This window comes from Candidatus Phyllobacterium onerii, from assembly GCF_028331445.1.
Taxonomy (GTDB): domain Bacteria; phylum Pseudomonadota; class Alphaproteobacteria; order Rhizobiales; family Rhizobiaceae; genus Phyllobacterium; species Phyllobacterium onerii.
On record NZ_JAQMHX010000001.1, the window covers coordinates 533,207 to 554,289 of the forward strand.

A 21,083-nucleotide genomic window follows, 5' to 3' on the forward strand; every position below is an offset into this window, starting at 1 on the left:
CCGGGCCTTTGATCGGCATAGCAATCTTTAAGGTTAGACATGGGATAGCTCATCTGTCACTCACCTGCCAGCGCGGATTGATCCACGGCTCCTGATTGGAGCGAGGCAGGGGATCGCGGTCAAGAATATGATCGGAAGCCTTTTCACCGGCCATGATCGAAGGGCCGTTGAGGTTGCCATTGGTAACGCGCGGGAAGATCGAACTATCGGCAACGCGCAGTCCTTCGACGCCGATCACCCGGCACTGCGGATCGACAACCGCCATCGGATCGTTTGCCGAACCCATTTTGCAGGTGCCGCAGGGGTGGAAAGCGCTCTCCGCATGTTCGCGCAGGAAATCGTCGATCTCATCATCCGACTGCACATGCGCACCCGGTGAAATCTCCTTGCCGCGATAGGGATCGAGTGCCGCTTGTCCGAAAATCTCGCGCGTCAACCGTACGGCGTGGCGGAAGTCCTCCCAGTCGTCGGGATGCGACATGTAGTTGAAAAGGATCTTGGGTTTCTCGAATGGATCAGATGAGCGAAGCGTCACACTCCCGCGCGACTTCGACCGCATCGGACCGACATGCGCCTGGAAGCCATGACCCTTTACCGCGGCCCGGCCATCATAGCGGATAGCCGCTGGCAGGAAATGATACTGGATGTCCGGATAGTCCACGCCGGGTTTCGAACGGACGAAAGCCGCGGATTCGAAATGGTTGGTTGCACCATGCCCGGTCTTGAAGAACAGCCATTCGGCGCCGATCATCGCCTTCGAGAAGAGCCCGAGCTTGGAATTCAGAGTAATCGGTTTCAGGCTTTCCTGCTGGATATAGACCTCCATATGGTCCTGCAGGTTCTGGCCGACACCGGCGCGGTCGGCAACGACGTCGATTCCATGCTCTTTCAGATGAGCGGCGGGGCCTATGCCGGAGAGCATCAGCAGCTTGGGTGAGTTGATGGACGAGGCGGCGACAACCACTTCGCGCCGGGCGCGTATCACCTCTGTCCTGCCGCGCCGGGTGATTTCGACACCGACCGCCCGTTGATTCTCAATGATCACACGCCGGGCGAAACCATTGACCAGATTCACGTTTTTGCGTTTTAACGCAGGCCGAAGATAGGCATTGGCCGCGGACCAGCGGCGGCCATTGTGGATGGTTTGCTCCATGGCGCCGAAGCCTTCCTGCTTCGAGCCATTGTAGTCTTCGGTAATTTCGAAACCCGCCTGTTGGCCGGCATCGACAAAGGCGTGGAACAATGGATTGTCCCGGCGCCCGCGTTGTATATGCATGGGGCCATCCGTGCCGCGCCATCCCGGCTCGCCGCCGTGCGAGTGTTCCATGCGTTTGAAGTAGGGCAGTACGTCTGCATAGGACCAGCCGCTCGCGCCGCTTTCCGCCCAATGGTCGAAATCATGTGCATGGCCGCGTACATAAACCATGCCGTTGATCGAGGAGGAGCCGCCGATGACCTTGCCACGCGGCGTGACCAAGCGGCGCCCGCCAAGGTGCGGCTCGGGTTCGGACATAAAGCCCCAATCATAGGTGCTCATGTTCATCGGAAAGGACAGTGCCGCCGGCATCTGGATGAATGGGCCGATATCCGTACCGCCGAATTCGATGACAATCACCGAGTATTTGCCGTCCTCCGACAGGCGGTAAGCCATCGCGGAACCCGCAGAACCAGAACCGATGATGACGAAATCCGCTTCCATAATGCTTGTCATGCTCACTCGCCGCGCGGGTAGCGGGCGTTCTCTTCCAGAACGTTCAGGTCCATATGATTGCGCATGTAACGCTCGGAGGCCTTCTGCAGGGGCTGATAGTCCCACGGATAGTATGAGCCATTGCGCAGCGCTTCATAGACCACCCAGCGCCGCGCCTGGCTTTCGCGCACCGCGGCATCAAACTGCGCCATATCCCAGCGGCCCCGGGCCTTCGTCGTAAAATCTGCGACCAGCTTGGCATGCGCCGGATCGGTTGCGAGATTGGTCAGTTCGTCCGGATCCGATTCAAGATCAAAGAGTTGCGGCGGGTCGATCTCGCAATGCACGAACTTGTAGGCGCCTTCGCGGATGCAGACGAGCGGCGCGTTCGAGCCTTCCGCCGCATATTCCATCAGGACGGGACCAATGCGCGCCTTGCCTTGCATGACAGGTGTCAAATCTTCACCGTCGGTCCATGGCAGGATTTCGGCGATATCGATTCCTGCAAGCGCGCCGAGCGTCGGATTGATGTCAAGTGTCGAGACGGGGTCCGAGATCAATTGGGGAGCGATACCTTTGCCCGCGATCATCAGCGGAACGCGCGCCGAGCCTTCGAAAAAGTTCATCTTGAACCAAAGTCCGCGCTCGCCCAGCATGTCGCCGTGATCTGACGTGAATACGATGATCGTGTCGTCCAGCATCCGTGTGGTCTGCAGGACCTCGAGAATTTCGCCGATCTTGTCGTCGATATAGGAGATATTGGCGAGATAGCCCTGACGTGCCCGCCTGATCTGGTCGGGCGTTATGTCGAAGCAATCGTGCTCGCATGCCTCGAGTAGCCGCTTTGAATGCGGATCCTGTTCTTCAAACAGAATGGCACCGACCTTCGGATCGAGCGCGGGCGACCCCTCATAAAGGTCCCAATATTTGCGCCGCGCCACATAAGGATCGTGCGGATGCGTGAAGGAAACTGTCAGGCACCATGGCCGGCGCGATGCATCATCCGATTCACGCGATAGCTGGAACAGCTTTTGCCGCGCGTGGAACGCTACCTCGTCGTCATATTCCATCTGGTTGGTGATCTCGGCAATGCCCGCGCCTGTGACCGAGCCAAGATTGTGATACCACCAGTCGATGCGTTCTCCCGGCTTGCGATAATCTGGTGTCCAGCCGAAATCCGCGGGGTAAATGTCTGTTGTCAGGCGCTCTTCAAGGCCATGCAGTTGATCCGGACCGACGAAATGCATCTTGCCGGAGAGGCCGGTATAGTAACCAGCGCGGCGCAGATGATGCGCATAGGTCGGGATATCCGAGACAAACTCTGCCGCATTGTCATAGACACGGGTGCGCGATGGTAGCTGACCCGACATCAGAGAAGCACGGGCAGGGGCACAGAGCGGCGAGGCAGTGTAGGTATTCGCAAAGCGGGCCGAACGCTTGGCCAATGTCTTCAGGTGTGGTGCATGGATGAATTCTGCCGGGCCGTCTGGAAAAAGTGTTCCATTCAGCTGATCAACCATTAAAATAAGTATGTTCGGTCTCATACAGGCTCCGGCAGGGGCAAAATTCGTCTCTATGGCATTTTCCATATGGCAATGATGGTCGCTGTTTCAGTTACGCCATTGCGCACCGCATGACGACCGATATTTCTGGCCTAAACGATCAACGCTCGTATGTTTGCCTTGAATCGCGCAGGTTTCATGGTTAGCTCAAGGGAAAGAGTTTTTGGAGGAATGGAAATGACTGCCTGTATCGTTGGATGGTCGCATCTGCCATTTGGAAAGCTGGAGGGCGAAACTGTCGAAAGCCTGATCGTCAAAGCTGCGCTAGGGGCACTCGATCACGCCGGCATTGGTCCTGAAGACGTAGACGAGATCGTGCTTGGTCATTTCAACGCTGGTTTCTCTCCCCAGGATTTCACCGCCAGCCTGGTTCTGCAGGCGAGCGATGCCTTTCGTTTCAAGCCAGCGACGCGTGTTGAAAACGCTTGTGCAACCGGCTCGGCAGCCGTGCATCAGGGCATCAAGACCATTCGTGCGGGCAACGCCAAGGTCGTACTTGTCGTGGGTGTCGAGAAGATGACATCGACGCCCGGTCCGGAAATCGGCAAGAATTTGCTCAAAGCGTCCTATCTGCCGGAAGAGGGCGAGATTCCCGCCGGTTTCGCTGGAGTCTTCGGCCAGATCGCGGCCGCATATTTCCAGAAATACGGTGATCAATCCGACGCCTTGGCGATGATCGCTGCCAAGAACCACAAGAACGGCGTCAACAATCCCTACGCGCAGATGCGCAAGGATCTTGGCTATGAGTTCTGCCGGCAGGAGAGCGAGAAGAACCCATTCGTTGCGGGTCCGTTGAAGCGTACCGATTGTTCTCTCGTCTCCGACGGTGCAGCAGCGCTGGTGCTGACCGACACGCAGACTGCCTTGAAGATGAAGCGTGCTGTGGCATTTCGTGCGGCTGCCCACGTTCAGGATTTTCTGCCGATCTCCAAGCGCGATATCCTGCTGTTCGAGGGTTGTTCGGAAGGCTGGAAACGCGCGCTGGAGCAAGCTGGCGTGACCATCGATGACCTCTCCTTCGTCGAGACCCATGATTGCTTCACCATCGCCGAACTGATCGAGTATGAGGCAATGGGACTGGCGAAGCCGGGCGAGGGCGCCAAGATAGCACTCGAAGGCCAGACAGCCATGGACGGCCGCCTGCCGGTCAATCCTTCCGGTGGCCTCAAAGCCAAGGGGCATCCGATCGGGGCCAGCGGTGTGTCCATGCATGTCTTGTCATCCATGCAGCTGACTGGGGAAGCCGGCGGCATACAGGTGCCGGGCGCCAAGCTTGCGGGCATCTTCAATATGGGCGGCGCAGCGGTCGCCAATTATGTTTCGGTGCTGGAGCGGATAAAATAAGGCTGGTAGCATCACAAGCAAAGCTGTGATAGGTTACATGTAACCTATCAGGAGCATGATATGCGTTCGTCCGCCCAACCGAAAAAGACCTCTCAGCAGAAGGTCAAGGAGCATCGTGAGCGCTTGCGCGCACAGGGCTTGCGTCCAGTCCAGTTTTGGCTGCCGGATGTAAATTCGAAGGAATTTAAGGAAGAAGCTCACAGGCAGTCGCTGGCGATTGCCAACAGTCCGACTGAGGCAGACGATCAGGCATTTATTGATTCAATTTCTGACTTTGATGACAATGATGATGAAACGCGGTGACGTTTGGACGGTCGCCGGGGGCAAAGACTATGCAGGAAAACCTCGACCTGTGGTCATTGTTCACAATGATAGTTTTGACGAGACGAACTCGATCGTTATATGCACGTTGACGAGCATCGACCTTCAGGTACCGTTTGCCCGACCAATGATAGATCCAAATCCTGATAATGGCTTGCGCCATCAATCCTGGGTCATGGTGGATAAAATTTCATCCGTGCCGAAATCCAAAATCGGGATGTGTATCGGACGATTGAGTGACGACGATCTTGTTCGTCTGAATCTAGCAATGCTGGTGTTTCTTGGCTTAGCGTCGTCACCACGCACACATATGGAACCGTCGACATGAGCAATCCGATACTGGTTGAAGTTTTTCGCGGCGAAACGGTGGAGAGCCGTCATCGTGGCGCGGTGATCGTGACCGATGGCGGCGGCAAGATCGTCTTCTCGCTAGGCGACATCGAGCGACCGACCTTTCCGCGCTCGGCGATCAAGGCAATTCAGGCACTGCCGCTGGTCGAGAGCGGCGCGGCGGATGCCTATGGCTTCGGTAACGAGGAACTCGCCATGGCCTGTGCCTCGCATTCGGGCGAGCCACAACATGTGGCGAAGGCCGCAGATATGCTGGGCCGCGCCGGGCTCGATGTTTCGGCGCTAGAGTGCGGCTCGCATTGGCCGGCGCAGCAGCCGGTGCTGATTGCGCTGGCCAAAAGTGGCCAGGAGCCGACGCCGCTGCATAATAATTGTTCCGGCAAACACGCAGGGTTCCTGTGCACATGCCGGCATCTTGGCATCGAAACGCACGGCTATTCTGCCTTGGGCTCGCCCGAACAGGATATGGTGCGCGATGCGATGGAAAGCGTCACCGGCGCACCGCACACGCTGGATCGCTGCGGGACAGATGGTTGTTCAATTCCGACCTATGCCATTCCGTTGAAAAACCTGGCGCACGGCTTCGCCCGTATGGCGACGGGAACGGGGTTCGAGCCGGTCCGTGCCGCTGCGGCGCGGCGCCTTGTCGATGCGGCGATGGCAGCACCATATTATGTCGCGGGCACCAATCGCGCCTGCACGGTTTTAATGGAGATGGCTCCAAACCGCATATTCGTAAAGGGCGGTGCTGAAGGCGTTTACGCCGGTGCATTACCCGGACTTGGGCTGGGTATCGCTATCAAGTGCGATGACGGGAGCGCGCGGGCATCCGAGGCAATCATCGCCACGGTCCTCGCCCGGATCTATCGCAACGAGGACGAACTGGAATCGAAGCTCGACCGGTTTGCCGATCGCGAAATGCGCAACTGGAACGGCATTACTTATGGTGTCATCAGCCCGACAGAAGCGCTGACAGACGCCGATATCAATTGACGATATTCCGCTCGACAGTAAGGTTTGGATAGATTTCGGCGCTCTTCTGGCTCAAATCCTTGACCGAGACATCACTCCAGCTATGACCGACGATGCCGCCATTCCGGGAGCCCTGGATGATGTTATCGCTAATGATGGCCGAGCCGACACCTTCGACCACGCTGACATAGATGCCTTCGCCTGACGTGCGGACGATGTTCCCGGTCGCAATTACATTGCGCATATAGGCGCCCCAGCCGAGCTGTATGCCATAGAGCGGGGCGTTTTCAACCACATTGCCGGTAACCGAGATGTCGGCTTCGACGCTGATACCGATGCCGAACGTGCCGGGATAAGGGCCCTTGGTCGAGAGGTTGCGGACTACGTTGCCGCTGCAGGTTCCGAGCCGCCCGCCGCTGTCGAAATTGACCATCGATATGCCGTTTGCAGCACCATCGACGAGATTGTTGGCGATGACCGCGCCTTCGAAAGCGAACTCAGAATAAATCGCGGTTTCGCCGCTCGCACTGCAATTGTTCCCGGTGATCTGCAGATTGCTGGCACTATTGCCGCGGATCGCGGTAAAGGCGCTGTCGTTGATGACATTGTTGGAAACGATGACATTGTTCGCGCGAAAGATATTGATGGCGTTGCCGTTCTGACCGGTGCCGCCTGCATCCGCCCTGGTCTTGCTAATGCGGTTGCCTGTAATGATCGTGCCGTCTCGGCCTTGCTCGTAACGCTGGACGAGAATGCCGCCATTACCGCAATCGTGGATCTCATTGCCGGCGATCTCCAATCCGGTGGAGTCCGCGGCAAATATGGCCGCATCGCTGGCGCCGGAGATACGCGTGCCCTCAATACGCCCACCGCATTTGAAGAGGTCCACGGCATTTTTGCGCGCACCGACAATCTGGCAATCATCCAACACGAGATGAGCAACGTTGCTGGCTTCGAGGAGGCCTCGAACGCCATCACCTAGAGGCCTGCCGTCACCGTCGATTACTAGACCGTTGAGTTGAATATGGTCGGAACCACTAGCCCTTATCAGACCAGATTTGCCTCCAAACAGAAGACGTGACTTGCCAGAAACACCGAGCAGATTGACATAGGCGGGAAACTGGACACCCGAGACAATATAGGCTCCAGATGGCAGGAATATCTGCTGACCGGACGAACTAGCTTTGGTCAGCAACGCATTCAGCTTGATCGTCTGGTCGTCGGGCCCCCCCGGGTTCAACCCGAATTCCACGGCGTTGATTATTCCTGATGCGGTCTGTGCTTGCGGGGTCCGCGGCAGAATGCCGACGCCGGCAAGCGAGGCCAGACCAGTCAGGACGAAGCGTCGGTTGATCATATTGTTATCCGCGGAAGAGAATGAGACGAGCGCTGGAGGATTGCACTTGCTGTGAGGCCTAGCAAGGCCTACCTTCGTTTGATGAGCAGGGCCTTCACAAAGGAAGACGATAGCAACTCCTCGATCGATGTCGGCGAGCGACCGATAAGCCCGCACCGAAATCTGGTGACGGATAAGGGCCTCGCTCACATAGATACCGAACTTGCAGCGGCGCATGAGGCGCTGGCCAAAGGCAACGCCGAGGCTGACCGCGATCTGATTGCGCGAGCCTCACGCGATCTGCGTTACTGGAACGCACGCAGGGAATCAGCCGAAGTCTCACGCCCCGATCCGCATAGCGACGTAGTCCGGTTCGGCATGACAGTCACAATCGCCGACGAAGACGACAAGACACAAACCTGGGCAATTGTCGGAGAGGACGAAGCGGACGCCAGCCATGGCAAGATCTCGCATGTGTCACCCATGGCGAAGGCGATGTTTGGCAAATCCGTTGGCGACAGTTTCGTGCTGAATGATCGCGAGTGGGAGATAACAGCGATCGATACTGCACCGTGAAGTTGAATCCTGCTTTGAGCAGTGGGCCTCAAGAGATTCAATTTAAAGCGTTTTTCATACCGGCTCGATGTGATCGCGGAAGAAGGCTGCCGCGCCAGTTTCGTCAATTTCGCCAGCGGCGACGTTCATCACAAACGTGTAAAGTGTACCGGGATCGGCAGTCGGCACATAGCCGTTGATCACGAGGAAGGCGAGGGCTGCGGCGAGCGCCGTACGCTTGTTTCCATCGACAAAGGCATGGTTTCTGGCCAAGCCAAACATGTAAGCTCCGGCTAGCTCTGCTATGTCTGGATCGCCATAATTAGATTTGTTTTCGGCGCGAGCCAAAGCCGATTCGAGGGCATTTTCGTCTCTCAAACCGTGAGCCCCGCCATGACGATGCAACTGCTCCGCATGCATTGCTTCCACCGACAAGCGGGAAAGGAATTCCCAACTCATTCAGCAAGCTTTTGAAAAACGGTCTTGTACTTGTCCATCATTTTGCGCGCAGCTTCCATCTGACGTTCGAACGAATCGTCAGTAGGCTTCAAAATTATGCCGTCGGCAGTTTGAATGACTTCCAGCTGATCTCCGGCCTTCAGATGGTTCCTCTCAAGCACATCCTTCGGCAGGATAACCCCTTCCGAATTTCCGATTTTCCTCACGGTTACGTTCATGGCCTTAACTCCGATGTTATAACGCGAGGTATAACGTGAGTGTACGACACATACAAGCTGGAAATTGTGGCCTTACAACCAGCCCTTTTTGCGGAAGATCAGGAGCGGGATGACCGCTGAGGCAATCATCAGCGCAATAGCCATCGGATAGCCCCAGACCTCGTCGAGTTCTGGCATGAAATGAAAGTTCATGCCGTAAATCGATGCGACGAGCGTTGGCGGCATGAAGGCCACGGCGGCGACGGAGAAGATCTTGATGATGGCGTTCTGCTCAATCGAGATGAGCCCAACGACCGTGTCGAGCAGGAAGGTCACCTTGTTGGAAAGGAAGTCGACATAGGTACTTAACGACTGCGTGTCGCGCTCCAGCGACTTGATCGTTGCCCGTATATCTTTTTTGCCCAGAGCCTCTTCCGGAATGGCCGCCGTATAAACGAGAAGGCGGCTGACGCCGGCGATGCTTTCCCGAATTTTGGAAAGAAACGCACCTTGAATACCGATATTGTTGAGACTGTCCCTGAAGTTCTTCGTTGTCATCGGCTTGTCATTTTCCGATCGCCGGAAGATCGCGTGAGAATTCACATCAATTTCACCAGCTACACCTTCGAGAATATCCGCAATTCGGTCCGTGACAGCTTCGATCAATCCCAGCAGAATGCTGATGCCGCTGCATTTGGGTGTAATGAGACCGTTCCCCGGTTTGGTCGCGCGGCCAATGAACAGAATGAACGCCTTCGGATCGGTATAGCGGACTGTGACAAGCCGCTTTCCTGTGAGAATGAAAGATACCGGAGCAATACCGTGATGCTTCAATTCCGTGGAGTGCAGGATGGAGGCGGTCAGATATTGCGCGCCATTCTCGGCATAGAAGCGACTGGATTCCTCGATCTCGATCATATCCTCGTGGGTCGGTATGGTCGCCTTGGTCCAGTTCTCAACCTGGACGTCCTCTTCATGCGTCGGGTTGATAAGGTCGATCCAGACTGCATTCGGTGGCAGCTCGGCCCCCGCAAGCGCAGCACTGGGCATCAGATAATCGTCCTGCAGCGCGTAGACATAAATCATTTCACAATGAATCCAGCAAGGTGTCGATCAGTTTCTCCGCAGCCTCGCCGATTACAGTGCCGGGAGGGAAAATAGCCGTTGCACCTGCCTTGAGGATCGCATCGAAGTCCTGCGGCGGTATGACACCGCCAACGATAATAAGAGTATCTTCCCGCTCGCGGCGTTTCAGCGCCTGCTTGAGTTCCGGTACAAGCGTCAGATGTCCAGCTGCCAGCGATGAGACGCCAACGATATCGACGTTGCTCTCGATGGCGAGGTCCGCAACTTCTTCAGGCGTCTGGAACATGGCGCCAACGATGACCTCGAATCCGAGATCGCCGAAGGCAGTTGCTATGACCTTCTGGCCGCGATCGTGGCCGTCCTGTCCCATCTTTGCGACAAGAAGACGAGGCTTCCTCCCCGTGCGTTTTTCGTAGGCGACCGCCTTGGCTTCAACGCGGTCGATGACTTCGCTCTTCCCGGCCTCCTTGCGGTAAACACCGGAAATCGTGTGGATGTTGGCTACATGCCGCCCATAGGCCTTCTCCAGTGCCAACGATATCTCGCCGACGGTTGCGCGTGCCCGTGCGGCCCGAATAGCGAGATCGAGCAGATTGCCTTTGCCCGCCTTCGCAGCGGCCGTCAGCGCAGACAAGGCTGCATCGACCGCGGCAACGTTGCGTGTTCCCTTCAACTGCTGCAGCTTGGAAAGCTGGCGCGCGCGCACCTCCGCGTTGTCGACTTTCAGCACGTCGACTTCCATATCCTCGGTTGGGCGATAGGTGTTGACGCCGATGACCGGCTGCCGGCCGCTATCGATACGTGCCTGCGTGCGGGCGGCGGCGGCTTCGATGCGCATCTTCGGAATGCCCTGTTCGATGGCCTTGGCCATGCCGCCCAGCGCTTCGACCTCGTCGATGTGGGCGAGGGCACGGGCAGCGAGGTCATGCGTCAGCCGCTCGACATAAAATGAACCGCCCCAAGGATCGATTGTGCGCGTCGTGCCGGACTCCTTTTGCAAGACCAGCTGTGTGCTGCGGGCTATGTGAGCCGAGTGATCGGTTGGAAGTGCCAGCGCTTCGTCAAAAGAATTGGTGTGCAGCGACTGCGTATGCCCCTGTGTCGAAGCCATGGCCTCGATCATGGTGCGCACAATATTGTTGTAAGGGTCCTGTGCTGTCAGCGACCAGCCCGAGGTTTGCGAATGGGTGCGCAGCGAGAGCGAACGCTCGTCTTTCGGATTGAAGTTCTTCTTCATCAACACAGCCCAAAGCAGACGCGCAGCACGCAGCTTCGCGACTTCCATAAAGAAATTCATGCCGATCGCCCAGAAGAAGGAGAGGCGCGGTGCAAAACTATCGATGTCCTGACCAGCCGCAACGCCCGCGCGCGCATATTCTATGCCGTCGGCGATGGTGTAGGCGAGCTCAAGGTCGGCGGTCGCCCCCGCTTCCTGCATGTGATAACCGGAAATCGAGATCGAATTGAACTTCGGCATATTTTCTGACGTGTAGGAAAAGATGTCCGAAACAATCCGCATCGAAGGCTGCGGCGGATAGATATACGTGTTGCGTACCATGAACTCCTTCAGAATGTCGTTCTGAATGGTTCCAGCGAGCTGCTTCTGGCTGACGCCCTCTTCTTCAGCTGCAACGATGTAGAGCGCTAGAATTGGCAGCACTGCCCCGTTCATGGTCATGGAAACGGTCATTTCGCCAAGCGGAATACCGTTGAACAGCTGTTGCATATCGAGAATTGAATCGATGGCGACGCCCGCCATGCCGACATCGCCTGCGACACGGGGGTGGTCACTGTCATAACCGCGATGGGTGGCCAGATCGAAAGCAACGGAAAGGCCTTTCTGGCCGGCGCCAAGATTGCGCCGGTAAAAGGCATTGGATTCCTCGGCGGTCGAGAAGCCGGCATATTGCCGGATCGTCCAGGGCTGCTGGACATACATCGTCGGGTAGGGGCCGCGGATGAATGGTGCAGCACCTGGAAAGCTGTCCAGATGAGGCAGCCCGCGTAGCGCCGCATCGCCATAGGAACGTTTGACCTGGATACCCTCAGGCGTGATCCAGGCTGCGGCCTCCGGCGTTGGGGCGAGGGGCTTCGGCTCTTGCCAATCGATCTTGGTGAAGTCCGGAATTCTCATTTTATTCAGATGCCTGCAAGGTTTCATCGATGCGCGGGAAGGTTAGCGGTTCGCAATGAACGACGCCATCCGTCGGCAAAGGCATATGGGGTGCATCGAGCACGGCGACCGGCCGTTCTTGCCGGGCAGCGAAGAGCGTTGTGCCCACGATGGCACGTTTGCCGGAACGGTATTCCTCTGTTCGGGCATTCCGTGCCGCGATGATACGAGCCTGGAACTTGCCATCGACAAGGCTTTGTAGAATGCCGCCGTCATGTTCAAGCGCTTGAAATTCCTTCCATGCCGCCTCGCAGAGATTCTCCGTCAGACTTTCCACCGCACCTGAACCGCAAGCCGGATCGGCAACGAAGGCCAGATTGCTTTCTTCCGCAATGACGAGCTGTGTGTTGCGGGCGAGGCGACGCGCAAAGGCATCGGGCAAGCCATGGGCAATCGTATGGGGCAAAACCGCAATCGAATCTGCACCGCCGACTGCCGCAGCGAAGCCGGCAATCGTATTACGCAATATATTGGTTTCGGGATCGAGCCTCGTGATCATACGGTACGATGTTTCGGCATGGATCGTTGCTTGCGAGGGACGCATGCTGCCGCAAGTCTCCTGCAGGCGCGCCCACAGACGCCGCAAAGCCCGAATCTTGGCGATCGAAAGGAACTGATCCTGGTCGACCGAAAGTGCAAAACCGATATGTGGGGCAGCATAGACAATGGGCTGACGCGCCTCTTCGAACAGCCGGAAATGGCCAGTGGTGATGGACAACATCGCACCGAGTTCCTGCGCCTCGGTGGCGCCTGCATTGTGGTAGACGCGGCCGTCCGCCTCAAGCACGATTCCAGGTAGATCGGATGAGAAAAAGCCGGAAAGCGATTGTGGCAGCGAGGCTTTCAGCGCTGCAAGGCTCATGCGCAGACGGCCCGTTCCGGCCAGAGTGGCAGCGGGATCGATGCCAAGCGAGAAGCTCAGCGTCTTCGGATTGACATCGCGGGGACGCATGTAATCCACGAACCAGTCGGCACAGGCACGGCTTTTCGGATGCACATCCATGCGCAGATGGATCATGTCGAGATGAACGCCATAGAGCACCTTGTCGACGGCTTCGCGCGTCGAGGGGAGGCCATAGCCGAAAGCATTCGGGGCGCCCTCGAACACCAGAGCAATGCCGGTGGCTCCATTCTCCAGTTCTTCCAAAAGCTGCCTGTTGGCACGAACCGGATCCGGATCATCGATACGTTGTACGATATGCCAAGGCTTCGAGGGATTTTTTCGCGGGGTCAGCAGCGCGTTGCGGCGTCGTTCATAGAGAGGTTCGATGGCGATAGCATCATCGGTCTTCGAGATCGGGGATTCATCGAAATCCGCGCCTTTTAGGGCTTTTTGCGCAAGTTTAACCCAGCCATCCCGGTCAATCGGCGCAAATTCAGTTTGCTTGAGCAGTGACGCGTCCATGCTTTCTCCCTGTTGCGCGCATTGTTTTTGCGACTTTAGGAGGAGTCATGCTGCTTCGCAACAAAGCAAAGTGCCGCTGGCGCAACTTATTGAAAACTAGAGATTTTTCGTTGTATCCGGTTTCGGGTGGCTGGAGCGGAGCGGGCGTGAAAGGCTGGCGTCAACTTCAAACGCGAAAGGTCAAAATAATGAACATGTTAATCGGAAAGACGGCCATCGTGACCGGCGCGAGTTCTGGCATCGGTTATGAAACAGCAAGGCTCTTTGCTGGCGAAGGCGCGAATGTCATCGTGGCCGCAAGACGCCAGCATGAGCTTGACAAGTTGGTCGCAGCGATCGAATGGGACGGTGGAAAAGCCATCGCCCTGGCCGGTGACGTCCGCGATGAAGCCTATGCCAAGTCATTGGTTAAATTGGCGGAAAGCACCTTTGGCGGGTTGGATATCGCCTTCAACAATGCCGGCGCAAATGGAGAAATGGGACCGACGTCGGACGTCTCGCTCGAAGGCTGGCAGGAGGCGCTGAACGTCAATCTGACGGGCGCTTTCCTCGGAGCGAAATACCAGATCCCTGCGATGCAGAGACGCGGCGGTGGCTCGCTGATCTTCACGTCGACCTTTGTCGGCTACACGGTGGGAATGCCGGGCACTGCGGCCTACGCAGCCAGCAAGGCAGGGGTTATCGGTCTTATGAAGACACTCGCCGCAGAGCTTGGTCCGCAAGGGATCAGAGTGAATGCGATTCTGCCCGGCGGAACCGCGACCAGCATGGCGGAGGCCTGGGTGGATACGCCGGAGAAGCTTGCTTTTGTTGAGGGACTACATGCGCTTAAGCGGCGGGCAACACCAGAAGAAATCGCCAGGTCAGTGCTCTATCTCGCGTCCGATGCTTCGAGTTTTAGCACGGGCTCGGCGATGCTGGTTGACGGAGGTGTCTCGATCAACCGGACCTGAAAACAAAAACGCGCGCCGAAAAGCGCGCGTTCAGGATTGGCGATGAGGTCGGCTTAAACGAACTGGCTCAGACCCGGAATGGAATTCACCACCTCGTCGACTGGTCCGCTGCCGGCTTTTTCACGAGCAAAAGCAATGGTTTCCTTGGAGATGCCGGTGATTTCGCCCATGCCGAGGCCAATGCCCATCAGCTTGGAACCGAGGCCCATGACGCCCGGCATCAGGCCGGAAAGTCCGCCGCCGCTGTTGTTGGCTTCGGCAATGGCAGCTTCAGCGCCGGGAACGCCGGCAATCAACTGGTCAACCTTGTCGGCTGGCGCTTCTTTCTGCAGAAATGCCAGAATGAGGCCAACAGCCTTGCGAGCCGTGTCCGGATCGGTGCCGACATTGGCGGAAATACGCGCGATAAGTTCGTCCATTAGTTCAATCTCCCGTCTGATATGAATTACGTTTACGTAATATGCGGGAATATTCCTCCGCACAAGCGCTTAAGTCAATCTGGATCATTCTATCAACCCTAGGTGTGAATTGATATTCGCGCCATAACGGTCTGCAAACGGCACTTTTCTGTGATCCGGTGCTCACGTACTTCAAGTACGCTCCGCAACGGTTCTCGAAAAGCACCGTTTTCGCCGCGTCATGATCGCGGATCTCAACACACCTTCGTACAATCAAATTGCAATCGGACGATGAAATTCCTGCGCCAGATTCGCACTTTCTTGCATGGGAACACGTAAGTCTTGTGCAGGAATCGTATTTTTCTGTTCCATTTGCATTCCCTAGTTTTCCGGGCATCGGCAATTTTCCCGACACGATAAAGCCTTGGCCATTGTCGCGTGGAGTTTGGCTGTTTATACCGTGGATAAAGTGGACCGTTGCGACGAGGACGAACGACATGGCCGATGACAGTATTTTCCTTGGTGCAAGCCGCAAGCCCGACGATACCTACCAGCAGGCAGAATCCTTGCTGCTGAAATTCGGCAACCGGCATGGCCTGGTCACTGGCGCAACCGGTACGGGTAAGACGGTCACGCTGCAAGTACTGGCTGAAGGCTTTTCGAAAGCTGGCGTTCCGGTTTTCTGCGCTGACATCAAGGGCGATCTTTCTGGCATCGGCGCCAAGGGCGAAGACAAGGATTTTCTCGTCAAGCGTGCCGCCGACGTCAAACTCGACCCTTACGAGCATTCTGCCTCGCCGGTGATCTTCTGGGATATTTTTGGCGAGCAAGGACACCCGATCCGCGCCACGATTTCGGAAATGGGTCCCTTGCTGCTCTCGCGCCTGATGAACCTGACGGAAGCGCAGGAAGGCGTGCTCAACATTGCCTTCAAGATCGCCGACGAGGAGGGGCTGCTCCTCCTCGACATGAAGGATTTGCAGTCGCTGCTCGTCAATATCGCGGAACGCGCCGAAGAAATCTCCGCCCGCTACGGCAATGTCACGAAACCTTCGGTCGGTGCGATCCAGCGCTCGCTCCTGGTGCTGGAGCAGCAGGGCGGCACCAAATTCTTCGGCGAGCCGGCGCTGAAGATCGCCGACATCATGCGCACGGATACAAATGGACGCGGTCTGGTCAGTGTCCTTGCGGCTGACAAGCTAATGATGAACCCGCGGCTCTATTCGACGTTCCTACTCTGGCTGTTGTCGGAACTCTTCGAGGAGCTGCCGGAAATCGGCGATCCGGAAAAGCCGCGCTTGGTGTTCTTCTTCGACGAGGCGCATCTGCTCTTCAATGAGGCGCCAAAAGCGTTGCTGACCCGTGTCGAGCAGGTGGTGCGCCTGATCCGCTCCAAGGGCGTCGGCGTGTTCTTCATCTCGCAAAATCCGCTGGACGTGCCGGAGACGGTGCTGGCGCAGCTCGGCAACCGCGTGCAGCATGCGCTTCGGGCCTACACGCCCCGCGAGCAGAATGCGGTGAAGACCGCTGCCGACACCTTCCGCGCCAATCCGGCCTTCAACACGTTCGAAGCGATCACCAATCTCGCCACCGGCGAGGCGCTGGTTTCTACGCTGGCCGACAAGGGTGTTCCGTCCATGGTGCAGCGGACATTGATCCGCCCGCCGGCAGGACGCATCGGGCCGCTGACCAGCGACGAGCGCCAGACACTGATCAACGCAAGCCCGGTTGCTGGCCTCTATGACGAGATGGTCGACCGCGAATCCGCCTATGAGCTTTTGCAGAAGAAGGCGCAGCAGACAAAGACCGAAGCCGAGGCGCAGGAGACCAGCGCTGACAGCACTGGCGGCTGGAGGCTGCCCGATTTCCTCGGTGGCGAACCGAAGACCGGCCCGCGCGGGGGCCAGGTGAGAGGCCGCCAGACCGTGGCCGAAGCGGCGATGAAATCCGTCGTCCGCTCCGTCGGGGGTTCGCTGGGCCGCGCACTGGTGCGCGGGATATTGGGCAGCCTCAGCCGACGGTGAGCGCCGGTTTGCAATTTTCACGATTAAACTGTCAATCTAACAATCGGAAATTGTGTGTGTTTTTGCAACATGCATATTAATTAACCGTGCCTCGAATTTAGGCGGTTGACAGAACAGTATACAACCGCAAAGTCCTACCAACTATTATTATTTCACTTCATATTGCCTGATTTTTTTAAAGGACGCTTTTCATGTATGCATTTGCAGGGGCGGATTCCGCCCGTTCTCCGCTATCGCCTTCATTCCATCGCCGCAAGTTGCTTTCGTTTGCGTCAGCAGCTGCTATCGCTATCGCATTGCCAACAGTTCCAGCCTTGGCCCAGGAGGCGGGCAAGTATTTCATGGCCGATGGCAGCAAAACGGATGATCTTGAAAAAGCGGCTGCAAGCTGGCGCGACGATCCGGAGTTCAAGGGACTTGAGAACGCAAAACTGCACGGGTCGACAATGCGTGCAACGATAAAGGCTTGGGGGTCGGGTGCTATGCATGCCGAGTATGCCTATGCGCTTGGATACACTGGAGCGGGCGTCAAGGTTGGCATACTGGACTCGGGCGTCGACGCGTCTCATCCTGAGCTGAACCATTCCGGTATCCACACCGTCGCGGTCACGGGACAATATTCCAGCGACGGGCCGCGCGGGCCGAATAATAAGGAGATCAAGAAGGGCGATATCTTCAATGTGAGCGGCGGCTATATTCCAAGCGTGAATGATGGGCATGGCACATCGGTCGCCAGCGTTATTGCCGCAGCAAGGAACGGAATGGTCAACGGATTCGGCATGCAAGGCGTAGCCTTCGGCGCCGAGATCTATTCTGCGAACACCGATGGGAAGGATGATGACCGCGAACAGGGATCGGACAATCTCGACTATGGCTATTTCTCTGCTGCCTATGATGCATTAGCCAAGGCGAATGTGCGCATCGTCAATGAGAGCTGGGGGACCAATTCTCCCCACCCTTGGGAGAACCGGACAAATAGCGTTGGTGAACTGACCACTGTCTACTCAGGTTTCTTGAGGTACAGGATGGACGGCAACAAAACCTGGCTCGATGCCGCCGCTGAAGCGGGCGCCCAGCATGATTATGTTCATGTGATTTCGACAGCTAACGATACCTCGATGTCCAATCCCGATATATTAGCCAGCCTGCCTTATTTTCACCCCGAGATCGAAAAGCATATTGTAGCGGTGAGCGGTCTTCTTGACAATAATAGCCAATATTTCAACAAATGCGGCGTCGCCAAATATTGGTGCGTCATGGGACCGTCCAGCAAGGTGCCTGCGGCGATCCCAGGCAGCGATTACGAAAGATTTAGCGGAACATCCGCTGCGGCGCCTTTTGTCAGCGCAGCTCTCGCTCTGGTCATGCAACGTTATCCCTATATGACCAATGAGCAGGCAAGAGACGTGCTCTTGACCACCGCGCAAAGCATGACGCCTTCCAGCCAACCGTCCTCGGCGACATCCGCCGTCCCTCTCAAGAGCGACGATGCCAAGGTTCCCAATGCCACTACCGGGTGGGGCTTGCCTGATCTGAAGAAAGCCATGAACGGACCCGCCCAGTTCCTGTCGCGCCTCAACGTCAATCTGGGTGCGGGTGTCGCCGATACCTGGGCAAACAACATTTCGCAAGAGGCGATCGATCAGCGGCGACAGGAGGAGCAGAAGGAGGTCGAGGATTGGGAGGCAAAGAAGAAAGCCAATGGCTGGACGTCTGCTGGCCTATCTGATGCTGAACTGCAAAAGACCGTGGAGACGCAGCGCGGCGAGGTGACGGCGCTCCTCACCTCCGTTGCCGATGCAATCAGTAAGCGGAACATCAACGGTGCGATGGCGTCGCTAGAGCAGAATCGTTTGGCAGCCGTTGTATTCAACAGATTTCTGGCAGCTACGACTTACTGGGATGCCTTGTCCCATGCAGCAGGAGATCTAAACCTCGCAAAAACAATTGCTGGCGAGCTAACAGCCTTCCTAAAAACCTCTATTATCCTTGACGCAGATATCGAAAGGGCCAAGGCGCAGCTGAAGTTTGAATTCCCAGCCACCGAAACCCGCACAGCTTATCTTGCTACGAAGACCTATGAAGCCGGTCTGACCAAATCCGGTTTGGGCACGCTGACGCTTTCCGGCAAGAACACCTGGCGCGGCGATACGATCGTCGATGGCGGCGAGCTTGCCATCGCCAGGGAGGGTTCGATCATCTCCAGCGCCATCATCAACGATACCGGCCTGTTTACCGTCGACGGCAGCGCTGCCGATGTAAACGTCAACAAGGGCGGTGCGCTGCACGTCGGAGAGAGCGGCAAGACGCTCGGGCTGCTCGTCGATGGCGGAACGGCGAGTATCGACGGGTTCTCGGATATGGCGTCGGTGCTTGCGGGCGGGGTGCTTTCCGGCACCGGCAAGCTCGGCAATCTCGACATGCGGGAAGGCGGCCATGTCGCGCCGGGCCATTCCATCGGTACATTGACCGTTACGGGCGACGCGACGTTCGCCAAGGGCAGTTTCTACGATGTGGAAATCGCGCCCGACCTGGACAAGGCGGGAGAGTTGAAGTCGGACTTGTTGAGTGTGGATGGCAAAGCACAACTTCTCGGCGGCATCGTCTCGGTGTCGCTCGAGAACGAAAAAACCCTGATGAGCAAGGAGCAGGTTGAAAACCTCTTCCTGCGCAAGGGCGTCATCTTGACGGCCACAAAAGGCGTGTCCGGCCAGTTCGAGCGTGTTCTGCCGGAATACAGCTATATCATCGGGCTGCTGGACTACAGCGATGCCGGTAAAGTCAGCCTCGGCTTTGATCTTACGGATGCGGAGAAGGCAAAAATCGCCGACAAACTGAAAGCCGATCTTCTGGCAGCACAGGATGGAGCCAAACGGTTGCAGGCGGAAAGGCTTGCGGCGGAAAAACTTGCAGCCGGCAAGGCGGCGGACGACCTTCTGGCGGCGCAGAATGAAGCCAAACGGTTGCAGGCGGAAAGGCTTGCGGCGGAAAAACTGGCAGCCGACAAGGCGGCGGCCGACCTTCTGGCGGCACAGGATGGAGCCAAACGGTTGCAAATCGAAATGCTGAAGCAGGCCGTAGCAGGGCTAACGATTGAGAATGCCGACAAGGCGACGCATAATCAGAAGGCCGTGTTCGATGCGGTCAAGGCGCTTGGCTATGGCAACGCGCTGACCAATACGATTTTCCTGAAAGAGCGCGGCGAAGTCTTGCCCTATGACAATCTCTCCGGCGAAGCCCATGCGACGCTTTCCGGCGTGCTTGCCAAGGATGCAAGCGTGATTGGCAATGCGGCGCAAAACCGTATCCGCGCTGCCTTCGATGGCGTCACCGTCAAGGAGCAGGCGGTGATAGCGTCACCCTTGGCTTACGCTCCGGCGCAACCGGCCAAGACCAGCGATGCTTTCGCATCTGTAGCGCCGGCACCGGCCACGACCGCCCTGTGGGGTGAGGCTTATGGCGGATGGGCGCATGCGGGCGGCGACGGCAATGCGGCGGGCTACAGCCGTAATACCGGCGGCTTCGTCACCGGGCTCGACGGCGTGGTCGCGGATGATTGGCGCATGGGTGTGCTGGCCGGTTATGGCAACATTTCGCTCGATAGCCGAGCTTCCAATGCCTCGGTCGACAGCTATTCGGTCGGGCTTTATGGCGGTACCGCATGGGACAATCTGCGCTTGAGCCTGGGCACGGCTCTTACCCAGAGTGAAATCGGCGCAGACCGCATGGCGGTCTTCGGCAATCTCGTCAACCGGCACAGCGCTTCCTACGATGCCAAGACCGTGCAGGTATTCGGTGAGCTCGGCTATTCGGTCAGATCCGCTTATGCCGATCTCGAGCCTTTCGCCGCGGTGAGCCATGTGCACCTCAAGAGCGATGGCTTTCAGGAAAGCGGCGCTATCAGCAATCTGACCGGGCTTGGCGGGACAAGCGACTTGACGACGACGGCACTCGGCCTGCGAGCATCACGCGAGTTTTCCCTGTCGGATACCGTCAGCCTGACGGCGCGAGGACTTCTCGGCTGGAGCCATGCCTTTGGTGACGTAACCCCCGTCGCGAAGCTGGCCTTTGCCGGCGGGCAGCCCTTTAGCGTCGAAGGCCTGCCGGTTGCGCCGGATACCGGCGTTGTCGAGGCAGGGCTCGATGTGGGAATCGGCAAAGCCACGACGCTTGGCCTGACCTATAGCGGCCAGTTCTCGGGCAGCGCCAGCGACAATGCAGTCAAAGCCGATTTGACGGTGAGGTTCTGACCGGCGG

17 protein-coding genes are annotated in these 21,083 nt (G+C 57.3%); 8 read left to right on the forward strand and 9 right to left on the reverse strand.

The window, feature by feature from the left end:
- Positions 1–49 precede the first annotated feature (49 nt).
- Complete coding sequence (gene betA, locus PHA01_RS02545; protein ID WP_271893914.1) at positions 50–1,699, reverse strand: choline dehydrogenase; 1,650 nt, start codon at positions 1,697–1,699, stop codon at positions 50–52.
- A gap of 14 nt (positions 1,700–1,713) precedes the next feature.
- The gene (gene betC / locus PHA01_RS02550) at positions 1,714–3,234 is read right to left on the reverse strand and encodes a choline-sulfatase (protein ID WP_271893142.1); all 1,521 of its coding nucleotides are present in this window, start codon (positions 3,232–3,234) and stop codon (positions 1,714–1,716) included.
- A gap of 195 nt (positions 3,235–3,429) precedes the next feature.
- Here betC and PHA01_RS02555 point away from each other — a divergent pair, with 195 nt between their 5' ends.
- From PHA01_RS02555 to PHA01_RS02570, 4 genes are read left to right on the forward strand one after another with little or no spacing between them, the layout of a single operon-like run.
- Positions 3,430–4,596, forward strand: a complete 1,167-nt coding sequence (locus tag PHA01_RS02555) for an acetyl-CoA acetyltransferase (RefSeq protein ID WP_271893143.1) — start codon at positions 3,430–3,432, stop codon at positions 4,594–4,596.
- Between the two features lie 60 nt (positions 4,597–4,656).
- A complete protein-coding gene (locus tag PHA01_RS02560) occupies positions 4,657–4,899 on the forward strand; it encodes an antitoxin MazE family protein (RefSeq protein WP_224505483.1) in 243 nt (80 codons plus the stop codon).
- Positions 4,880–5,245, forward strand: a complete 366-nt coding sequence (locus PHA01_RS02565; RefSeq protein WP_334311991.1) for a type II toxin-antitoxin system PemK/MazF family toxin — start codon at positions 4,880–4,882, stop codon at positions 5,243–5,245. The genes PHA01_RS02560 and PHA01_RS02565 overlap by 20 nt, the downstream gene beginning before the upstream one ends.
- Entirely contained in the window at positions 5,242–6,261 is a 1,020-nt protein-coding gene (locus tag PHA01_RS02570; RefSeq protein ID WP_271893144.1) for an asparaginase, read from the forward strand. The genes PHA01_RS02565 and PHA01_RS02570 overlap by 4 nt, the downstream gene beginning before the upstream one ends.
- Here the strand turns inward: PHA01_RS02570 and PHA01_RS02575 are convergent.
- The gene (locus PHA01_RS02575) at positions 6,254–7,597 is read right to left on the reverse strand and encodes a TIGR03808 family TAT-translocated repetitive protein (protein ID WP_271893146.1); all 1,344 of its coding nucleotides are present in this window, start codon (positions 7,595–7,597) and stop codon (positions 6,254–6,256) included. The genes PHA01_RS02570 and PHA01_RS02575 overlap by 8 nt on opposite strands.
- A gap of 81 nt (positions 7,598–7,678) precedes the next feature.
- Between PHA01_RS02575 and greA the strand changes: the two genes are divergently transcribed.
- Positions 7,679–8,152 carry a transcription elongation factor GreA gene (greA, locus tag PHA01_RS02580; RefSeq protein ID WP_271893916.1) on the forward strand — a complete coding sequence of 158 codons (474 nt, stop codon included), beginning with the start codon at positions 7,679–7,681 and terminating at the stop codon, positions 8,150–8,152.
- 54 nt (positions 8,153–8,206) lie between these two features.
- On the opposite strand, the gene PHA01_RS02585 is transcribed toward greA, so the two are convergent.
- The 5 genes from PHA01_RS02585 to PHA01_RS02605 form a co-directional block, all read right to left on the reverse strand.
- On the reverse strand, positions 8,207–8,590 hold the full coding sequence (locus tag PHA01_RS02585; protein ID WP_112527467.1) for a type II toxin-antitoxin system death-on-curing family toxin: 384 nt from the start codon (positions 8,588–8,590) through the stop codon (positions 8,207–8,209).
- The gene (locus PHA01_RS02590; protein WP_106715755.1) at positions 8,587–8,808 is read right to left on the reverse strand and encodes an AbrB/MazE/SpoVT family DNA-binding domain-containing protein; all 222 of its coding nucleotides are present in this window, start codon (positions 8,806–8,808) and stop codon (positions 8,587–8,589) included. Before PHA01_RS02590 ends, PHA01_RS02585 begins: the two co-directional genes overlap by 4 nt.
- Before the next feature lie 72 nt (positions 8,809–8,880).
- Positions 8,881–9,873 (reverse strand): magnesium transporter CorA family protein, encoded by a 993-nt coding sequence (locus PHA01_RS02595; protein WP_271893148.1) that lies wholly within the window; start codon positions 9,871–9,873, stop codon positions 8,881–8,883.
- 1 nt (position 9,874) lies between these two features.
- Positions 9,875–12,007 (reverse strand): methylmalonyl-CoA mutase, encoded by a 2,133-nt coding sequence (gene scpA / locus PHA01_RS02600; protein WP_271893149.1) that lies wholly within the window; start codon positions 12,005–12,007, stop codon positions 9,875–9,877.
- 1 nt (position 12,008) lies between these two features.
- Complete coding sequence (locus PHA01_RS02605; RefSeq protein WP_271893150.1) at positions 12,009–13,451, reverse strand: methylmalonyl-CoA mutase family protein; 1,443 nt, start codon at positions 13,449–13,451, stop codon at positions 12,009–12,011.
- 188 nt (positions 13,452–13,639) lie between these two features.
- On the opposite strand from PHA01_RS02605, the gene PHA01_RS02610 reads away from it, so the two are divergent.
- The gene (locus PHA01_RS02610; protein ID WP_271893151.1) at positions 13,640–14,404 is read left to right on the forward strand and encodes an SDR family oxidoreductase; all 765 of its coding nucleotides are present in this window, start codon (positions 13,640–13,642) and stop codon (positions 14,402–14,404) included.
- Between the two features lie 53 nt (positions 14,405–14,457).
- On the opposite strand, the gene PHA01_RS02615 is transcribed toward PHA01_RS02610, so the two are convergent.
- A complete protein-coding gene (locus PHA01_RS02615; RefSeq protein ID WP_112527475.1) occupies positions 14,458–14,823 on the reverse strand; it encodes a DUF2267 domain-containing protein in 366 nt (121 codons plus the stop codon).
- A 476-nt stretch (positions 14,824–15,299) separates the two neighbouring features.
- On the opposite strand from PHA01_RS02615, the gene PHA01_RS02620 reads away from it, so the two are divergent.
- On the forward strand, positions 15,300–16,826 hold the full coding sequence (locus tag PHA01_RS02620) for a helicase HerA-like C-terminal domain-containing protein (RefSeq protein ID WP_271893152.1): 1,527 nt from the start codon (positions 15,300–15,302) through the stop codon (positions 16,824–16,826).
- Between the two features lie 191 nt (positions 16,827–17,017).
- Entirely contained in the window at positions 17,018–21,076 is a 4,059-nt protein-coding gene (locus tag PHA01_RS02625; RefSeq protein WP_271893154.1) for an autotransporter domain-containing protein, read from the forward strand.
- The last annotated feature ends 7 nt before the right edge of the window (positions 21,077–21,083 follow it).